14 protein-coding genes and 1 pseudogene are annotated in these 19090 nt (G+C 37.1%); 3 read left to right on the forward strand and 12 right to left on the reverse strand.

Annotated features, from left to right (window positions below):
- Positions 1 to 630: 630 nt before the first annotated feature.
- Positions 631 to 2265: a cation:proton antiporter gene (locus tag ACP6PK_RS12585; RefSeq protein ID WP_094676948.1), complete on the forward strand. Its 1635-nt coding sequence runs from the start codon at positions 631 to 633 to the stop codon at positions 2263 to 2265.
- Between the two features lie 445 nt (positions 2266 to 2710).
- Positions 2711 to 2896, forward strand: coding sequence for a hypothetical protein (locus ACP6PK_RS12590; RefSeq protein WP_426559895.1), 186 nt, complete (start codon positions 2711 to 2713; stop codon positions 2894 to 2896).
- Here the strand turns inward: ACP6PK_RS12590 and ACP6PK_RS12595 are convergent.
- Both ACP6PK_RS12595 and ACP6PK_RS12600 read right to left on the reverse strand, forming a co-directional pair.
- Positions 2891 to 3217, reverse strand: a complete 327-nt coding sequence (locus tag ACP6PK_RS12595) for a hypothetical protein (RefSeq protein ID WP_426559896.1) — start codon at positions 3215 to 3217, stop codon at positions 2891 to 2893. The two genes, ACP6PK_RS12590 and ACP6PK_RS12595, sit on opposite strands and share 6 nt — an antisense overlap.
- Complete coding sequence (locus ACP6PK_RS12600; RefSeq protein WP_426559897.1) at positions 3171 to 4691, reverse strand: BamA/TamA family outer membrane protein; 1521 nt, start codon at positions 4689 to 4691, stop codon at positions 3171 to 3173. The genes ACP6PK_RS12595 and ACP6PK_RS12600 overlap by 47 nt, the downstream gene beginning before the upstream one ends.
- 582 nt (positions 4692 to 5273) lie before the next feature.
- Here ACP6PK_RS12600 and ACP6PK_RS12605 point away from each other — a divergent pair.
- Positions 5274 to 5369: pseudogene (locus tag ACP6PK_RS12605) on the forward strand (element excision factor XisI family protein); the annotation flags it as partial.
- 158 nt (positions 5370 to 5527) lie between these two features.
- Here the strand turns inward: ACP6PK_RS12605 and ACP6PK_RS12610 are convergent.
- The 10 genes from ACP6PK_RS12610 to ACP6PK_RS12655 form a co-directional block, all read right to left on the reverse strand.
- Positions 5528 to 7381: a vanadium-dependent haloperoxidase gene (locus tag ACP6PK_RS12610; RefSeq protein WP_426559898.1), complete on the reverse strand. Its 1854-nt coding sequence runs from the start codon at positions 7379 to 7381 to the stop codon at positions 5528 to 5530.
- Between the two features lie 722 nt (positions 7382 to 8103).
- A complete protein-coding gene (locus ACP6PK_RS12615; protein WP_426559899.1) occupies positions 8104 to 10104 on the reverse strand; it encodes a hypothetical protein in 2001 nt (666 codons plus the stop codon).
- A gap of 55 nt (positions 10105 to 10159) precedes the next feature.
- Entirely contained in the window at positions 10160 to 10363 is a 204-nt protein-coding gene (locus ACP6PK_RS12620; RefSeq protein WP_094676939.1) for a hypothetical protein, read from the reverse strand.
- Positions 10364 to 10847: 484 nt separating this feature from the next.
- Positions 10848 to 12920, reverse strand: coding sequence for a carbohydrate porin (locus tag ACP6PK_RS12625; RefSeq protein ID WP_426559900.1), 2073 nt, complete (start codon positions 12918 to 12920; stop codon positions 10848 to 10850).
- Positions 12921 to 13044: 124 nt separating this feature from the next.
- Entirely contained in the window at positions 13045 to 13938 is an 894-nt protein-coding gene (locus ACP6PK_RS12630; RefSeq protein ID WP_426559901.1) for a MarC family protein, read from the reverse strand.
- Positions 13939 to 14045: 107 nt separating this feature from the next.
- Positions 14046 to 14555: a GGDEF domain-containing protein gene (locus ACP6PK_RS12635; RefSeq protein WP_426559902.1), complete on the reverse strand. Its 510-nt coding sequence runs from the start codon at positions 14553 to 14555 to the stop codon at positions 14046 to 14048.
- Positions 14556 to 14732: 177 nt separating this feature from the next.
- Positions 14733 to 14981: a hypothetical protein gene (locus ACP6PK_RS12640; RefSeq protein WP_426559903.1), complete on the reverse strand. Its 249-nt coding sequence runs from the start codon at positions 14979 to 14981 to the stop codon at positions 14733 to 14735.
- 208 nt (positions 14982 to 15189) lie between these two features.
- Positions 15190 to 18345 carry a WD40/YVTN/BNR-like repeat-containing protein gene (locus tag ACP6PK_RS12645; RefSeq protein WP_426559904.1) on the reverse strand — a complete coding sequence of 1052 codons (3156 nt, stop codon included), beginning with the start codon at positions 18343 to 18345 and terminating at the stop codon, positions 15190 to 15192.
- A gap of 151 nt (positions 18346 to 18496) precedes the next feature.
- On the reverse strand, positions 18497 to 18889 hold the full coding sequence (locus ACP6PK_RS12650) for a hypothetical protein (RefSeq protein WP_426559905.1): 393 nt from the start codon (positions 18887 to 18889) through the stop codon (positions 18497 to 18499).
- A gap of 16 nt (positions 18890 to 18905) precedes the next feature.
- Positions 18906 to 19090: hypothetical protein (locus ACP6PK_RS12655; protein ID WP_426559906.1), on the reverse strand; the 185-nt coding region annotated here is incomplete at its 5' end.

The following is a 19090-nucleotide window of genomic DNA, read 5'->3' on the forward strand; positions in this document are numbered from 1 at the left end:
TTTGAGATCGGAAAAGGCTGAAACTTTTGCAAATTAAAGCTTTGAGCTTTAATTTTCCAGCTCTAACTATTGGACAATAGATGAATAGAACATCAATAATTGCCAAAGAGAGCGATATAGCTGCAGAATTGATTTTCTATCGCTAATATCATGTCCGGATAAGAGCGTGATAGAACTCCGTTCCGAGGTGCGCGACCAAAAAACTTTCTCATGCATATACTTTTTTGATCCCCTCTTCCCTCTTCCCTCCTGTACGGGCGTTTTGCTATCGCACAACTCCGTTTTGCTAGCGCAAAGCTCCGCTAACGGCGCTTGAGCCGACATGAAAAACGCGGAGCGACATATAAAGCGGAGCTTTGCGTTTTTCATGGCCAGCAAGCCCCTACGACTCCTGACTCCTCCCTTTTTATTTATAACTATTCAACCGGACATGATATAATTATGCAACAGAGCCGATTTTCTGTCCTCCTTCCTCCTTATTACTGAATAAAAGGTTTAAAGCCTCTCACTCGCCGTGGAGAAACAATGAATTTATTTTCCTTTTATTCAATCCAATCTGTTTTAGGGAGAAGTAATTATCAATTATCAATTATCAATTATTGAATTCTTGCTTCCTCCTTCTTCCTTCCTATGTTAGAAAGTATTATTTGGATATTATTAATAGGCTTTTTTGTCGGGGAAATTGCCTTTAGGTTAAAAGCACCACCCCTAGTCGGAATGGTATTAGTGGGAATATTATTAGGTCCCCAAATTAGCAATACCATTGACTCTAGCATTTTGCAAGCTGCTGACTCTTTGCGCACGATCGCCGTAATGATAATTTTGATGAAAGCAGGGTTGGGTTTAGACAGAGAAAAGTTAGCACAACAAGGTAGTGTTGCACTACGGTTAGGTTTTCTCCCAGCAACTTGTGAAGCTATTGTTATCGCCTTGGTAGCAATGTGGTTACTGAATTTTGATTTTGCCACCGGGTTATTATTAGGTTGTATCATCGGTGCTGAGTCTCCCGCAGTTATTGTTCCCGGAATGTTGCGCCTCAAAAGTTTGGGTTGGGGGGTGACAAAAGGTATTCCTGATGCTATTTTGACTGGTAGTGCTTTATCGGATGTTTTGCTGTTATTAGTATTTAGTTTACTGTTGGCATTTTTATCCCAGGGAACAACTACTGTAACTTTTCCTGGTGGCATCACTCTAAGTGCATTACAACTATTACCATTTCAAGTAATTTTACAAATCATTCTCGGAGTTATCGCCGGATGGTTGACAGCGCGAATATTAGTATTGCTCTTAGTTAAACAAAATTGGACTCAAAATGCTACTCAGGATACTTTGGTTGCAGCAAGTTTTGCTCTCTTGTTAGTTGTCTTAGCAGAGAAATTTCCGATATTTTCTGGTTATTTGGCAGTCATGGCAACAGGATTTTTTGTCATCGAATTTGATGCACCCCTGGCACGACGTTTACGAAATGGTTTTGATACTTTGTGGCTGGTGGCGCAAATAATTTTGTTTGTGTTGCTCGGTGCCAGTATCCCCTTGCAAGTATTGGAAAATGTTTTATGGGTGGGGTTGTTAATTTTAGCGGTTGGTACTTTAGTTGGGCGGATGTTTGGTTGGTATCTCTCAACTTTAGGCAGTAACTGGAATTTCCGAGAACGTCTATTTTTGCTGCCCGGAAATTCCGCTAAAGCAACCGTGCAAGCTGCCATTGGCGCTATTCCTCTAGCAGCAGGTATTGAGGGAGGCGAAACAATTTTAGCGATCGCTGCCCTATCCATATTAGTCACAGCACCTTTGGGAGCTTGGGCGATACCTACCTTTGCGCCGAAACTGTTAGAAAAAGGAGAAGTCGATCCGACAAAAGTAGCGTTGGCGGAGCCTAGCGGCAGCTACATCGCTCGTCGTATTGTTTTGTTAGCTGCAGTTGATACTTCACCTCTTGCTGCGGAGGTATTATTAAAAGTTGCGGAGTTAGCGAGACGTTGTGATGGGGAAGTTGTGGTATTGCACGTTATGCAGTCTGAGGATGGGGAAAGTATTGAGCAGCTACAACAGCAAACAGAAAAACTTTTGGCTGATATTCGGTATCGGTTTATTACTGTTGCGGGTGTGGTATCGGAGGAAATAATTTCAGTTGCACAAGAGTATGGAGCGGCAGAAATAGTTATGGGAAAAAGAGGGCATCGTTTATGGGAGAATGTGTTAGTTGGTTCCGTTTCTCAAGCAGTTTTGGAAAAGAGTTTAATTCCTGTGGTGGTAGTTCATTAATTGATAATGGATAATGAATAATGGATAATTATTTTTGAGCATAATTATTCATGAGGTAATTATATCAAATCCGGTAGTATCGAGAGAATTCAATACCGTAGGATTTTGGTATCCAAACCCTCTACACACTAGGATTTTTCGCTCTTTTCTGATGGTATAATGATATCAAATCCGTTGCCCAAAGGATTTGATATTATTAATTATTAATTGTTAATTATTAATTATTAATTATTAATTATTGAAGAACCGATTGCGGAGGAAATTGTCCAATGAATAAATTAGAGAGTTATCGTTCCTACATTCAAATTTTGTTAGAAAAGTATGCTGAATCTAAACCTCAAAACAATGAGGCATAAAATCAACTATTTTTTGATCCAATAAGTTCAAAATCCTACAATTTTTGTTAACAATCTCGTTAGTTCTTTTTAGAAGGGTAAATTTAGAAATGAATCAAAAGTTAATTGTGCCGGAAATGGCATTGGTGAGAAGTGAAAGTGTACGGGGAATTATCAATAATTTGGGAATTGCTAAAGCTGGATTTTTCTGTCGGGAAAATATGTCGCAGTCGGTGGATTATTTGGAGTTAAAAGATGAAGATGTTTGGGGAGAAAAGTGCGAGGGAAATTTATGAGGAAGTTAAAAAATAATCGCTCTTGTTAGAATCAGGAGGCGATCGTCCCTCGTCCTTCTCCAAATTTTGAGGAGCAATTTTACCAAAACGATGACGATTTTCCACTTTAAAAACAACAGGACTTACGCAAAATATGAAAATATACACCATCTGTAGGGGCGAATGGCCATTCGCCCCTACTAGATAGCGGTGCGACCCCGCGACGACGCAAGCTCGCTTGCAGAACGCGCACCAAGAGATGGTTGCTCTGCGTAAGTCCTGAATCGTTAATATTTCAAAAGCGATCGCCAAAAGTAAAATGAAAATGGTTCGATCCTTCATTATTAAAACCAAACTCCAAACGCATCCGACCAATAACCGATTTTGCACTCAAACCTAACCCATAACCCAAACCGTCCCCAAATTTGTCTCGCACACCTGCGGGATTACCGCTAACGCCATCAGCAGTTGCTAGATCGTTCCCATAATCCACAAATAAAGTTCCACCCAACTCAACATCCTGCTTTAACAGCCTCAATTCAGTAATTGGGAAGCGATACTCAGCAGTTGCTTTAACAAAACTACGACTCGTTGATACTTCTCCTTTCTCAAAGCCGCGAATTGTCTGAGTTCCTCCTAAGTTAAAAGCTTGATAAGAAGGAACATCGCCAATAAAGGCTCCCCCTTGCAGATTCAGGAGCAATGTGCGCGGTCCTTCGGAAAATCCAAATAGATTGAGGGGAATGAATTGGCTAAAGCTAGCAGAGAGACGATTATACCCAATCTGAGCATCTCCGATAGGAATTGATTGACTGGAACCAAACCGCAACCGAGAACCTCTATTAGGATCATTTGGGTTATCAGTATTATCAAACAAAAGAGCAGCATCAATAGTCAACAGGGTATCTTGTCCATCATCACTAAAAGTGAAAGAGTTGCCTAGTTCATCTTTAGTTTCAATGTTGTTGGTAAAAGCTGCATCACGAACAGAAACTATTTGATAGTTGATTCCTAAAGCTCCATCGAGTTTCTTTGATAGTGGTTGTACATATTGAAAACCGCCACCAAAGCGAATAACCCAAGGAACATCTCCATTAGGTAAATCAACATCTTCCTCTCCATTCTCATAGACAGGAATGCGACCACTGGAATTATAGATATTAGCGGCAAATGCTCCTGGCAAAAATGGTGCTAAATTTCCGTATCTCAAATCAAGACCATATCGCTTGGGATCTAAAATTCCTTCCAACAGAATACTATTGTTATTTCCCAAGTTCTGGCGCAAACGACCTGCTATGGAAATACTCGCTAATCCAGTTTCTTGTTGAGGAACATCTAGAGATTGACGAGTTGGTCCATTTAAGGCATCAGGATAACTAATTATTGTACCCAAACCAAAGCTTCTAGAGCTGTTGGAGTCTGTTAATTTAATATTAAGTTGTCCGCCAGCAGATTTGCTAAAGGGATCGACTACTTCTTTGTTTTCAAATTCGGGTTCAGAATTATTTTGAGCAGTTATCTTTTGTTCTTGAGAATTAGGGAGTAAATCTACTGCATTGGTAGAAGGTGGGTCTAAAATTAGACTTTTGGCAAAGCTATATTTGCTAATTTTCCATGCCGAATTCTGCCAAAAATCGACTAAAGTTTCTGGATAACTTTCCTCAAGTTGAATCAGATAACTTGAAAAGAACCAAAAATTTTCCGAACTTGATTGTGCTAAAACAGCAGGCGTCCACAATTGATTGACCAGAATAGTTTCTAAACCCAAAGTTAAGGCAGAGATTATAGTTAGCGAACTAGAAAATATTTTCGGCATTTATTGACATACTCCCGACGTTACCCTTACGGGAAAAGGGGGGATTCTTCAGTCTGGGAAACCCTGACCGCTGTTTAAACAGAGGTGATGTCCTCCCCCTGTGTTGAGCTTTAAAATAACAAAATCCTTCTAGCTTGTCAAGGGCTTATGAACTTTTAGCTTATGAAGGTATGCAAATCCTGGCCCTGGCTTTCCCATACGACGCTGCTCCACCGGAGAGCTTTGACTTCCCCGAAGGGAAGTTAAAATATCCTCAGGGGGTGACAAGCTGGCTGAAAGCTATATTCTAGGATAGAATTTACTAAATAAACTGAAGAATATGGAAAAATTTGGCTTCAGCATAATGCTACTGATATTGATGTAGGTCATTTCAGTTATCAGTTATCAGTTATCAGTACCTCTGGGTTTAGCCAGAGGTTAGAAATACTGAAGTTTATTTCTCTTGGTCGATTAGATATGGCGAGGAGACCCGCTCTTGCAGAGCCGCTGCCTCTTGCAGAGGAGCTTCGCTAACGCTAACGCCATCTCTCGACCGCTTTTTCATCCCCTTAAAAGGGGAGGCTTGAGACCTTATTTTTTGGTCAAGAATTAATGGAAATGGGTGTTGCTCAAGAAGACATTGTACTGGGGCTACATCCACCTTACAAGCGCCTTTACACTGGCTATGGTATTGCTTAGATTAAGAGGAAGTTAAAAAATAATCCATCTTTTTAGAAGAAGGAGGCGATCGCTTTTGATAAAAATGGCGATCGCCTCCTTCTGTTTCTCCTACAATCAAATCAGACTAGAAAATAGACTGTTTTGAGAGTAACCTTGTCACCTCTGTACCCAATAATTCATCGCCGACCAATTCTCACAATGTCACCATCAAAGGTTGGTACAGAGAAGACAAAGGGGTCTGTAGGATAAGTCAATGCCTGTTCTTCAAGAATACCAATGGCAATTTCCTCGCCCATGCGAACGCTATCATAATAGTCGGTGAAATAGTGAACTCCTCCCATGTTTCGACCAATGGAAATGTTGGCCGCTAGTTTATTCAGCTCACCCTCAAGAGTTAGAGCCTCAGAAATATTATCAATTGGGCTTTCTACCAAGGCACTACCATCATCATTTGCTCGGAAAGCAACCAACTTATCACCTTCCTCCATACGTTTGAACCTATATTCATTACTACTATCCTTTACAAGCACTGCACTGGTATCAAAAAATGCCTTGAGAATAGTCACACAGGCACCAGCAACGGTAGCGTGTCCAGCACCATAAGCAGGGTGCATGGGAGATCCTTCAGGAAATGCCATTGGTAGCAGATAACTACCTTCAGCTATTGCGGAAATATTTCCGAGAGTACTTGTTGCCAAATCACCATTCCCATTGCTTTCTAGCTTATCTAGGAACCCCTGAACATATTGGCTTAAAGCTTTGGGAATCAAATTTTCCTCTATCTCACCGCTATTTTTACGACGCACCAGCTCAACTCGTGCTGCTAGAGCCTCTGGTCGCAAGCGAATATGATTGTTAAACTTCTGGAAACGAACAGCCTTCAATGCTCGTGTTGCCACCTCAGTCACCAAGGTCAAAATATGGGGACCGCCATAAAGAGCAAAACCATTAGCGTGACGGCGAGTTTTTGGATCTTGTGCTGCTACACCACCTCCAGAGAGATGATCAAAACCAGGATCGAAAGGAGTTCCCATTCCCAACAGAATCAGACAAGCATTGAGGTAAGCTTCATAAAGAGCATCGTAGTGGACATAGGTTGCCAGATCGCGGGGTGTGGAAATAAAGCGACGTCCAGGAACATAGCTTTCTCGTGCTTGTGCAATACCCCGCTGAACTTCAACATACTTCGCAAAATCGGTCATATAGTCTGTTCCTGGGGTGGCTATGGGAACTTTTTGGTTGATTTCCAGAACACCATAGGCGATTTTTCCAGTAGTGACACCATCCTCTCCGTTGACGGCTTTGTTACCAATCAGCAAAAATTGAGACAGGTAAGGTCCCACTTCTACCCCTGGAGAAGACCCACGAAATACTGTCTGTACGTCGAGTTTTCCTTTCTGCCTGGGTCTATTTCTTTTATGGTTAACTTTTCGGGGTCGTCCATTCTGATTTTGGAGGTAACCAAGTTTATTGAGTCGAGCAATTGATGCTTTCAAATTCTCATTTTTTGCACCTTTCTCAAAATCGTTAAAGGGACAATCGCGAAGAATTGCTAGTTCATATACCTCTGCCATCTCAAAAATTAGTTCCAGGTTCGTGTTTCCAGAAGAATCTAACAATGGTGGTGCGGGAGGCATGGTGACTGCTTGAGCATCAGGTCCTTCTAATTCAAACACAACCCCAGCAGTTGGAGCTTCCCACTGTCTAAAACCATCAAGGAAATTCGGATTTTCCTCTTCTACAATGTTGCCATTAACAACCTTATATTTTGCACCATGACGAACTCTATCAGTAAAAGGATCGATGAAGCCATCATCAATCGCTCGGCGAAATTCTACAAAGTCTTTTGGATCTTGTAATAATCCTGTTTTGGGGTTATGGATTAAACCTTTGGTAAAGGACATGAAATACCGAGCGCCTGCGTAGCGCTCTTCGTCCCCATTAGCTTGATGGGTTGGATGTTGGCGACTTCTGGCTAATTCAGCCGCATCAACACGAATGGAATAAGATTTTTGACGACGTTCGTTCATAAAATTCTCCTAAGTGGCATATTTGTCTATGTATATAGACGATCGAAAGGAAGGATTTCTAACTTTTTTCAGTTAGAACTTCTTGATTTCTGGATCTGTTGAGTAAAGTTTTGATCGCTCGTTCTCCTTCTCCTTATATTCATCCCACAATCAAATTTAACCGGAAAATATAGAGGGCGATTGTTCCCCACTCACCTGATAAAGTAAGTAAGTTACATACAATATCTCTACTCTCAATGTCTTCTTACTTCAGAGTTGGATATAGATATGCAATTATGAAGTAAATAAATTATTTATTTTATAGCGCTACGCGCTAGGGAATAGGGAATAGGGAATAGGGAATAGGGAATAGGGAATAGTAAACTGTCAAATGGTTTTTCCTACAGAAATGCTCCGCAAACAGGATTTAGAAATGTCCTAACCTTAATAAGTAGCGCTATAGCTGCTCGATAACTTGAAAAGCTACCCTATAATACCATTTCTTAAAAACCTTGCTATATTTGATTAGGTGGAGGAGAGACGTTGCATAAGGGCGTCCGTACGGGAGTGTGGGAGGTGGGGGAAAGGGACCTTGCATAAGGGCGTCCGTACACAGAAGAATTGCGTAAGTCCTGTTAGTATTAAACATCACAGAGGGACGCTGCATACAACGTCCCTACTCTAAATTTCTTCTTAATTCATTAAGTGCATATCTATCTGCAATTCAGAAGTAAATAAATTATTTATGTTGGCTCATCAAGAACTTGAAAATCTGCTAGTTCAAACCCATTACCATCCTTTAATTCATTCGCTTGTACATCGTCCATAATTACAGCTAGAAGTGCAGGGTAAATATATTGATAATTATAAGCATTTGGTCCATCCTTTGCTCCACCAAAATTCTTCATAAAGCCGTTTCCATAATAGGTTGTGTTGGTGACAGATTGATTATGGTTAGCTATTAAATCTTTCTCTTTATTAGATGTAGAAAAATAAATATTTTTCTCTGTTGAAGCAATGTCAAAGAATGAACCTTTTTCTTGAGAGCGAGGAGATTTTACCCATTCACTAGGTTTGACAATTTTATCATTGTTTCCGTGTAAAATGCCTGTGGGAATTTTTAGCTCAGTTCCTGTATTTTTAATTTTCAAAGGTTCTGTTACAAAAGGAAACCGAAAAATACCTAAAATTACAGTAGCGATTTTAGGAATACCCATAATAGTATTGGGAGCTGGATCGCCAGTAATTATCTGTTTAGGATGAAATTTTTCTAGTTTTTTATCTGGATTTTCTTTTAAAGAATAAGGCCAGCTAAGAGCTAAAAGACCACCTAAAGAATGACCGAATACATAAAAATCTATCTCTTGTTCAGATAAGTCTAACTTTTTAACTTCTTTACTGTGTTCACACAATTTTTCCCAGCCTATTGCTGTAGAATTAATAGCAAAACCAAGCCATTCTTTTGGAGAACTAATTAAACTATCTATAACAGTAGTAATCATGCTCACCACATTCTTAGCATACTCGCGGTTAAACAAAGAGATAATGTTCACCACAACAATAAATAATGATGTACTTAAAACAACTCTCAGTCCTTTCCATATACCCTGCTTTACGAATTTTTTTAACTCTTGTTTATTAACTTCACGTCGTAAAATTAATTTCATAAATAAGGCTCCACTACTAAATAACCAATATTTCAAAGTAGAGCGAGTTGTTTTTTGTGTTTCTAATGTTTCGTTGTCTTTAGGAAAGTCTGGATAATCACTCTTTTGATAATCAGGAAAAAAGACATATAAGCCTTTTTCGGCTAATTCTTCTAAATGTTTTTCATAAAATTGTGGCAAACAGAGAGAGAAACCATGTAAGTATGTAATAAGTTTTAGTTTACCATCTTTTCGGTAGGGTTCTTGAGGAGCATAAATTCTTACAAAGTCACCGTTTTTATGACTTCCTACTTGATAAATTGTATAAATTATTTGACCTTCCTTCCTTATATCTTTCCAGAATACTTGATAACCAGAATATTCTCCACATTCCCATCCTTCAGGAGGCTCAGGAGCAGGGATTGATTCATCTATATCATCTTCAAGATGGTACTGTGTTAATAATAAACTCAGAGCCAAAATAAATTCAGAAACACTACCAGGAAGAGTGCCTACTTGTGCTGAAGGTAAAGCATTACCTAATAAACCAATTAAAGCTCCAATAAATAACCAAAACCAATTTCCTGTTCTTACCCAAATTCCTATACCAACTAATAAAACAAAAACAGTAACGATAATAGTTATAATTAGTATATTTCCGTTCACTGGAACATAACGCAAAACACCAGCAAAAGTTTCCGGTTTTAATTCTAGTCCGACAAAGTTTTTAATCACATCATATCCAGCTAGCCCAAAAGCTAGTAGCCAAGATGAAACTCTGACAAATTGATTAGCCCATTTAGCCTCAGAAGCAGAAGCTAACTCAATAGCAACAACAATGAATAAAGGAACAGTTATATAATGGAGTAAATATCGTATTTGAGAAAGGTTTTCTAAGAGTTCTCCTTCACCAATAAATTTACTACTAAAGAGAATTGAATTGTCGTAAATCAAACCAACTAATACAATTGGTAAGACAATCATTGCCCAATTCTTTGATAAGCGAAAGAAAGGGTAAGCAAAAAGCAAAATAATTAATTCAACTATTGCTACAGTTAGATGTCCTAACGGATAAATTGTTTCCAAACTAGAATCCATTTTTTACCTCATTTATTATGATATTTTTGACAAATGAAAAAGTTATAAAAAAGGTTCATATCTTTGATTCAGATAATTGAGTTTCATCACTTGTGTTTTTTTGAACTTGAAGAATTCCTTTCTGATAAACTAACCAAGTAAAAATAGCAAGTCCAGCTACAGTCCCAGCTAAATCCTGGAGAATATGAAATAAGGCATTATAAGCAAAATCAGGATTATTGGGGTCTGTATAGTTTTCCAAAATACTAACAATTGACATACAATTACCAAAGTTGTTCGTTGACTATAAATGGTTTCTAAGACAAAATCTAGGTTTATAGAGTTTGCATTTCCTTCTTTATCTATAGCTTGGCTACCGTAAGTCTAAATAATACTTCCATACTTCAATAATATTTTTTCTTTGGCAGTAGTAAATAAATAAGTAATAATTTTTATAACTTACCTCTTAACAATTGACTAAATATCCTGACCACTAATACCAATTTCATAAAATATTGCTACAGTCACGGCACAGGCAACAGCTCATCTGGCAACAGGCAAAGAAAATAATAATAAAAAAGAGGAAAAAAAGTTTAATTTTTAGAATTTATGGGATTTATCAAGTTTTTTATTCTAGGAATAAATCACAACTTAAGATGTAACTGCCTTTTTTGAATTTGGTATTAGTTGGTTCCGTTTCTCAAGCAGTTGTGGAAAAGAGTTTAATTCCTGTAGTGGTTGTTGAAAAAATAAAAATATAATAATTAAAAATTTAATCGAGAACGAATTCCAAAAACAGCAATAACGTCTTCTTCTAGATTGAGTGCAGGATCAAAAATGACTTGAATATCAGGAGTAATTGCCCAATTTTGAGTCATCTGTATTCGATAAAAAACTTCAGTAGTTAGTTGATCGTCTAATCCCTCAGTAACAGGTTTTCCCAAGCTTAAACCCAACCCTAAAAGATTACCATTTTGACTAAAATAACGACCGAAACCAATACTAATATTCCGTTCGTTTAAAGCAGCTTCTCCATCAGAATAACCCATGCGCAAAAAAGGCATCCACTTATCATCAATAAACCAACTTGCTGAAAATGCAATTCCCCAACTGTCAGGAACTTGTGCTTTTTCCCGTTCATCAACGTGCCAAGCAGTTATGTGAATATTATCAAAATATCGACGTTCAAAAGAGGATGTCCAACCTAACTCAATGTGTTTAAAATATTCAGCATCATCAAAAAATGTGTCAAAACCTGCTTTCGTGGGGTCGCCGTTAGCATCGCTAAATCCGGTAATTACATAGAAATTATCAGAAAGCATTGCTCCTACTGCCATTCCTAATCCTTGATTGGGAACAGCAATACTTGGATCTGTTAAAAAAGCTAAATTTTGAAAATGAGTAAGAGGATTAGTTAATCCATAAATATCAACATAATCAGTAGGATCTACTGTACCAATCACAAAAGAAATCTTACCATTATTAAATTTTTGTTGCCAATATAAGTTAGTAACTCCCCAACCAAAATCACTAAATTGAGTTCCTGTTAATCCTAAATAACCAGTTTGAAATCCCAAATTTTGAGGAGCAATTTTACCAAAACGATGACGATTTTCTACTTTAAAAACTAAATAACCTGGTGCATTAGTGTTACGTCCTAATAATTTCCAATTACCAAAAAAACGAAATATTCCCCCTGATGCTTCATCGAATCCTGGACTATCGCTTAATTTTTGATATAAAAAGTTATAATCAATTCCAAATGTTAAGCCAATATCTTCAGCGAGGTTTTCTTTAAATTCAAACCAAGGTTGAAAAACTGCATCAACTCCAGGCAAAAGAGACTTTTTTTGTTGTTGTTCAGTATCTTCTTTTAATTCATTATTAACACTACTTGGTCCCCCTAACCCTGAAGCGTTTTGATAATTAGATAAAGATTCAAAATTCTTCTGTTGATTTTCAGGAGATTGACTGTTTTCTTGGGAAATTATAAAAATAAGTTTTCCGCGATTATCTTCTAAATCAATATGTAATTTATTCTCTTGGATAGAGAAGTTTTTAGCTAATTGAATTTGTCGTAAAAATTCTTCAGAATAAGACTCTGGAGGACAAATAGCCATTGTTGTTAAATTAACGATTATTGATAAGGAATTGTCTGATTGTGTATAGGTTCCTTTTGCTCGATTACAGTCTGCTTTTATATTTATTTCTTGATTAGATAAAAATTCAATTGTGTAATTCGTTTGATTCTCTATATTTACTAATTCATTTTTGTCATCGTAAATTTCTTGTAATTGCCAAATTTCACCAATTAAATTAGATTGAGGCTTGATTTGAATTTCATTAAAATTTTGATTGATCAGATTTTCTTGTGCAATCAGTTTCTCATTCTCACTAATTTTTAGTTGACTATCACTTATTTCTATAGATAATCCTTGAGAGTCTTTGGCAACGATTAAAGCTTCATTGTTAGTAATGACTTCAGCAGAAATAAAAGCTTTATGTTGTTGTTTTTTATGCCCTACAAGATAGGTTGTATTATCTTGTTGACAAAGTGCTAAACTATAGCTTTCAGTTTCAAAAGTTTTTATTATTTCCCAACCTGTAAATTCTCTAGGACAACGCTTAATTATTTGGGCTAAGATTTGAGCATTAGACCTAGGAGGAAAATCATTATTAATTAGCCCTCTGTTATCAATAAAATTGGTGAATTTTTCTGGCTGAGATGTCTTTTTATTTTTGTTTAATTCTTGAGCTTGACTTTTCAAGGGTTGTTGCCCCAGAATCAAGATTAAAAGTATAGATAAAAATATTTTATTTCTGTTTGTTAATAACATTATTATTTATAATTATTGCTAACTATTAGGGGTGGGGCGGGTTCATCTAATTTCATGCAGAACCTGCCCTTACTATTGCAACATTTTAGGCAACTTACCCCACTACAACTTCAATATTAAATTTTTATGAATTGAGAATTGCATTAATAGTTAAAACCTGTAAATCTATCGCTGCAAAAATATAATTAATTGCCAATGCTAATTGAATAATTCCTAAGACTAATCCCAAAACTTGAAGCACAGTTGGTTTCAGAACGTTGAGGATTTGCTTCGCATACAACATACAAATCAGATTGAGAATCATTAGGATAATAATTATTCCTAAAATTTGGTTATAGTTGTTGTCTAATTGTTTGGCAATTGACATCACAATCATTACTAATGCTATTCCGTGAGGAGTCAAAATTGTGGGAAAAGTCAGGGGAGAAATTAAAGCTGTCAGAGGATTTTCTGGTGGTGGAGTTGGCTGTTTATTTTCATTATTGTCATATTGAGAAAGAACGGTCTTAATTGATATTAAAAATAAGACAATTCCTGTTGCAGCAATCAATGCGCTAATCATCATATCATATTTATCTAAAAGATTTTGACTAGCTAAAGCAATAATAACAATAGCTGAAGTTGAAAGAGCAAAAGCTTGTAAAGCTAATTTTCTGATAACATCAGGCTCTGATTTATATGTCAATTTAACAAACGCAGGTATAATTTTCAGAGGACCAATTGTCATAAATAAAATAGTAGCAATGGTCGATAGTGAAGTTCCTCCATAAAAGCTTCTAGATTCTTTAATTAATTCTATTTGTCGAGAAGCTGGTGTAATTTCTTGGCAAGTTTCATCTGGTATACATATATTATCTATATCTGCTTGAGTAATAATCAGACAATTTTGATTATCAAGACAGTCAGATTTTAATGATGATGAATGAGTTATGGATGGAGTTAATAAAGAGAAACAAATGCAAGTTGTTAAGCTAATAAAAATTATGCTTAATGTTTTGAATATTTTAGTATTGTTCATTTTATTTATGTGAGTGTTTATCTATTGATATACTGCATATTGAGATTTTCAAGTTTCCATAGTTGTGAGATAATTTAGTAACTAAATCAATGAGTTTAGATGAGGACTTACTCATAAACAACTATACAATTTCGCCCAGAACTTTTTCCTTTATATAAAGCATTATCTGCCTCTTCACAAATTTTCATAAAAGATGTATTTTCCCTATTTTCTGCTACTCCAAATGTAAGTGTTACAGATAAAATTACCTCCCTCCAATTTATGGGATTATTTTTTAAATATTCTTGAATTCTGACTAATATAGTTTGAACTGTACTTATATCACTAGAAGGAAAAACTATTAAAAATTCTTCACCTCCCCAACGAGAAATTAGGTCTGACTCTCTTAAATTTTTTTGTAAGTTTTTAGCTATTTTCTGAATGACAAAATCTCCACAGGCATGACCATATCGATCGTTGATTTTTTTAAAATTATCAATATCTGCCATGACAACAATAAAAGATTTTTTTGTATGTTTTATGCTAACTAATTTTTCTTCTAATATTTCTAATAAACCTCGACGATTTGGTAATTCTGTTAAATAGTCTAGTCTGCTTTTGATTTCTAAATCATTCATTTGTCTTTGAAAATCATCAATAGGAAAAAAAATTAAGTAAAATAGGTTCCGTTGTATATCTCTAGATTTGTCCCCTTTATAAACAACTTTAAACCATTTAGTTTTCCCATTTTTACAATAAATTTGTACTGTGTCTTCACGAGGGCTATTAAGATCGGATTGAAATTTTTTAGCAATTTATTTTCGCTGGGAACGATATTCTGCATCAGGATATAAGGTTTCAAACCAACTATCTGAAATTTCATCCAGTGTGTAACCTGTTGATTCCGAAAAAAAATTATTTATATAATGTAACTCAAAATATATGTCTTCGTTTTTATACTCATCAATTATTAAATTAGAAATAACAACTACACCAACTGGGAGAAAATCTAAAATCCTGTAATATTCTCTTCGATAAAAATCTAGTTCTTGCTTAATATCCATAATTATATAATTATTAGGTGTTCAGCATTTAAACTATATATCTAATTTTTGTCAAAGGCAATAATACAACAGGAAATATGAAATCTCAATAATTTTTAGCTTACAGCCGTTTTCAGGTCAATGAACCACATTAAAAAAATAACAACCCCGTAGGGACGTTGCATAACAAAAATGCGAACGTCCCTACTTTGTGGTGTACTGAACCGAATTAACTACTTAATTGGTCAAATTGTGCCATCTCTGTATCAAGTTGACTGTTAAAATTTGCGATCGCTTCATCCATTTCACTGGCGACTTTGTTGTAAACATCAACCGTACCTTGGTTCGCCGGACCTTCAGAAGTTTCCAACACATTATGCAACCATGTCAATTTGGGAATTAACTTGGTACGCTCGTTGATAATTTGAACTAAAGTTGTACCAACTGGCATCATGCTACCTTCTAGCTCATCGCAAAGTGCTGTAATTTTTGCTCCTTGGTCTGCAAGTGCTTGATTACCGGAAGCAGAGGAGAGCGCGTTAGCTACTTTTTCCTTAGCTTCACGACCTTTTAACACAGTTTGGATACCTTCTTCTGCTTTAGCATAGAGTTTCATCCAAAACTCACCTTTAGCATCAGTTTCAGCACGAGTATATTTTTCGTTAGGATTAATGGATACTTCAAAAGATTCTGTTTGAGTTTCACCATCAACTGTTAAACGGACTTGGTAAGTACCAGGTTTAGCAAAAGGAGTGATGACGACTGGAGGACGACCGGGTACAGAGGAAACGGAAGGATAGCGAGTTCCCCAAATAAAGCGGTTTAATCCTTGACTAACAGTAGCTTTTGGTTTCCCTGTGGTCAAATCTTGTTCATAACCACGAGCATCAAAACTGGCAAATCTTTCGGTGGGAATTTCATCTTTACCAAAAGTCTGAATCTCGTTTCCTTGTTCATCCAAAATCGTTAAACTAACATCCTGAGCATCATCACTGAGGAGATAGTAAATAATTACTCCTATCGGACGAGGATCGCCAGCATCAATAAACTGGCGTTTTTTCTCGCCATCAACAATACCTTGCTCATAAAAAGTGTGACCAGGACGAGTATTCTGAACAAAGTAATATTTTTTGTCAGAAACAGGACCACCACCGTAATCCATCCACCAGTTATAACCAAAACGAGTATAGGTTTCAGGCTTAAATAAATGAGCTTTTTTCTGAGTTAATTCCTCAGCATATTGCCTTAGAGGACTAATATCATCGAGAATCCAAAAACTACGTCCGTGAGTGGCGATCGCTACATCGGCATTCTTAAATTTAATATCATGGACAGGAACGCGAGGTAAATTCAGATTTAACCGTCGCCATTCCTTACCGTCATCAATGGAAACAAAAACACCTGTTTCTGTACCAACAAAAAGTAATCCTTTGCGGACTGTATCTTCGCGAATGGTACGAGTGATTTCGTCTTGAGGGAAGGTATCACTAATGCAAGTCCAAGTCTTACCAGAATCAGTGGTTTTATACAAATAGGGAGCATAGTCATCTGCTGTCCGATAGCGGGTAATGGCAATATAAACTGTTGCTGGATCGTGAGGAGAAAACTCAATTTCATAAATAGGAGAAAGTTCTGGTAAATTTGGTGGCGTAACGTTTTCCCAAGTATTACCCCCATCTTTTGTTAAGTGAATTAACCCATCATCACTACCTGCCCAAAGTACACCTTTTTCATGGGGAGATTCTTCTAAACGAAATATTGTGGAATAAATTTCTTGACCGAAATATTCTCCCATCCAAGGAGTTCCTGCTAATTGCTGTTTATCTTTGAGGTCTTTAGTCAGATCGGGGCTAATTTCCTCCCAAGTCATACCTTCATCAACGGAACGGAAAACTACATTAGCTCCTGCATAGAAAGTCTTGTTATCGTGACGTGATATGAAAAATGGTAGATGCCAATTAAAACGATACTTAAACTCAGTAGCAGGAGTACCAAAGGTCGATTCAGGCCAAATTGGTCGCATTTCGTTCTGCCCAGTTTTCAGATTGTTAATGGTGAAAGAACCGCCTGTACCACAAATTGAACCAGTGGAAAGATTATAAACAATATCAGGATCGGTGGGATGAGGAATTGCTGCGCCTGTTTCACCATTACCAACGACAATAGTTTCATGTTCGGAGATACCGCCCCAACGAGAAGCACTAGGACATTTTACTGTCACTGTATCTTGAGGATTGCTATACAGATTATAGGGAAACTGATTATCGCAAAATACACGATAGAACTGGGTTGTAGGTTGGTTATTAAAAGAAGACCAAGTTTTACCAGCAGTTAAAGAGATTTGAGACCCACCGTCACAAGTTACAATAATGCGATTAGGATCTTGAGGATCGATCCAAGCTTCATGGTAGTCATCTTTAATACCTGGTTCAAGTACCCAAGTTTTGCCTCCATCCTTAGAACTATAAAGTTTATTAGCTGGTGCCCAAAGTTCATCAGCATTGTGGGGAGCAGCATAAAGATGGAAGAAATAGAAAGGACGAGCGATAATTTGAGCAAAATTGGAAACAAAAGACCAATTTACTCCTAAATCATCGGAACGGTATAAACCTGCCTTAGTTTCCGAATCAACCAGAGCATAAACACGATTAGGAGCTGCTTGGGATATAGCAATACCGAGCCTTCCCATTTGTCCTTCTGGCATTCCTGCGTTACGACTAATATCTTCCCAAGTATCACCACCATCGAGCGATCGCCAGAGTCCACTTTCAGGACCTCCAGTTTTTGCACCCCAAGTTTTGCGCTCAAATTCATACATGGCAGCAAAAATAACTTTGGGGTCGCTAGGATTAACGATTAAATCAATACATCCAGTATTTTCGCTTTTGAAGAGAATATTTTCCCAAGTTTGCCCGCCATCTTTGGAGCGAAAGACACCTCTTTCCTGACTCGGACCAAAACCATGACCCATTGAAGCAACGTAAACTAAATCGGGGTTATTAGGATGGAGTCTAATTTTAGCAATATGCTTAGAATCTTTTAAACCAATATGTTGCCAAGTTGCACCGCCATCAGTAGTTTTATACATCCCATCACCCCAGGATGCACTGTTACGAATTTGAGGTTCACCTAAACCGACATAAATAATATCGGGGTTCTGTTCAGAAATAGCGATCGCACCAACTGAACCCATATTAAATTGTCCGTCACCAACAGGTATCCAATATTGACCCGCGTCTTCGGTTTTCCAGAGTCCCCCGGATGAGTGACCATGATAGAAAACTTGTTTATCTGTGGGATGACCAACAACACAAGTGCCACGACCACCGAGAAACGGTCCGATATTACGCCATTTTAAGGCTTTAAAATCACTAGCTTTTGTCATAATAATAGACCCTGACTATTTTTTCAGTGAAAAGTTAATAAACGAATAATTTAGGAAAAGTTCTAAATTCTATAGGAATTACGCAAAGGCACTATTATATAGAGCCTTGGTGTGTTAGCGCTACCAATAGCGTTCATGTGTAAGTCCTATTCTAATGAAGAGAGGAAATGACTGTTAATCTAATAGTTCTAATGACTAAATAAGTGACAAGAAATGCCATCAGTTCTAAAAAGAATCCTTTGAGAAAAGGACCATAGACAAATTCAGCAATAAATAGGGATGGAAAAATATCAACCCCTATAAATTTCGGCGATCGTAAAAAGTTACTAATTGTCTGTTTGTATTGGGCAAAACTTTTACCCATTAATAACACTAAAGTTAGATCCAAACTATTTAAAAAGAGTAGGAAAAGAACTAACTCTTTACTGAAAGATTTATGACCACTAAACATTCCCAGATAAGCTGCTATTAGGGAAATACCAATAGCAATCAGGTCAGGAGTAGATAAATTTCCAGGAACCCTAAGACGCACAGTGTTTTTCATAGTTGAATAAATTCTCCTAAACTAAATAATTGAAATAACAACCTATTACAGCACTTTTGAGGATGGTGAGGTACATTTGTAACACAGGCTTCCAGCCTGTAACAAGCAGGGTGCTTGTGTTACCAAAAATTCGGAACATCATTTGTAGGCTTCCAGCCTGTAACAAGCAGGGTGCTTGTGTTACCAAAAATTCGGAACATC

Source organism: Dapis hubbardiae BLCC-M172 (assembly GCF_050016015.1).
Classification (GTDB): Bacteria; Cyanobacteriota; Cyanobacteriia; order Cyanobacteriales; family Microcoleaceae; genus Trichodesmium.

Excerpts from the sequence above, each read along its gene's own strand:
- ACP6PK_RS12625 (WP_426559900.1), bottom strand. The coding sequence starts at position 12,920 with ATGTTATTAACAAACAGAAATAAAATATTTTTATCTATACTTTTAATC.
- ACP6PK_RS12645 (WP_426559904.1), bottom strand. The coding sequence starts at position 18,345 with ATGACAAAAGCTAGTGATTTTAAAGCCTTAAAATGGCGTAATATCGGA.
- ACP6PK_RS12615 (WP_426559899.1), bottom strand. The coding sequence starts at position 10,104 with ATGGATTCTAGTTTGGAAACAATTTATCCGTTAGGACATCTAACTGTA.
- ACP6PK_RS12590 (WP_426559895.1), top strand. The coding sequence starts at position 2,711 with ATGAATCAAAAGTTAATTGTGCCGGAAATGGCATTGGTGAGAAGTGAA.
- ACP6PK_RS12635 (WP_426559902.1), bottom strand. The coding sequence starts at position 14,555 with ATGAATGATTTAGAAATCAAAAGCAGACTAGACTATTTAACAGAATTA.
- ACP6PK_RS12620 (WP_094676939.1), bottom strand. The coding sequence starts at position 10,363 with ATGTCAATTGTTAGTATTTTGGAAAACTATACAGACCCCAATAATCCT.
- ACP6PK_RS12585 (WP_094676948.1), top strand. The coding sequence starts at position 631 with ATGTTAGAAAGTATTATTTGGATATTATTAATAGGCTTTTTTGTCGGG.
- ACP6PK_RS12600 (WP_426559897.1), bottom strand. The coding sequence starts at position 4,691 with ATGCCGAAAATATTTTCTAGTTCGCTAACTATAATCTCTGCCTTAACT.
- ACP6PK_RS12595 (WP_426559896.1), bottom strand. The coding sequence starts at position 3,217 with ATGAAGGATCGAACCATTTTCATTTTACTTTTGGCGATCGCTTTTGAA.
- ACP6PK_RS12650 (WP_426559905.1), bottom strand. The coding sequence starts at position 18,889 with ATGAAAAACACTGTGCGTCTTAGGGTTCCTGGAAATTTATCTACTCCT.
- ACP6PK_RS12640 (WP_426559903.1), bottom strand. The coding sequence starts at position 14,981 with ATGGATATTAAGCAAGAACTAGATTTTTATCGAAGAGAATATTACAGG.
- ACP6PK_RS12610 (WP_426559898.1), bottom strand. The coding sequence starts at position 7,381 with ATGAACGAACGTCGTCAAAAATCTTATTCCATTCGTGTTGATGCGGCT.
- ACP6PK_RS12630 (WP_426559901.1), bottom strand. The coding sequence starts at position 13,938 with ATGAACAATACTAAAATATTCAAAACATTAAGCATAATTTTTATTAGC.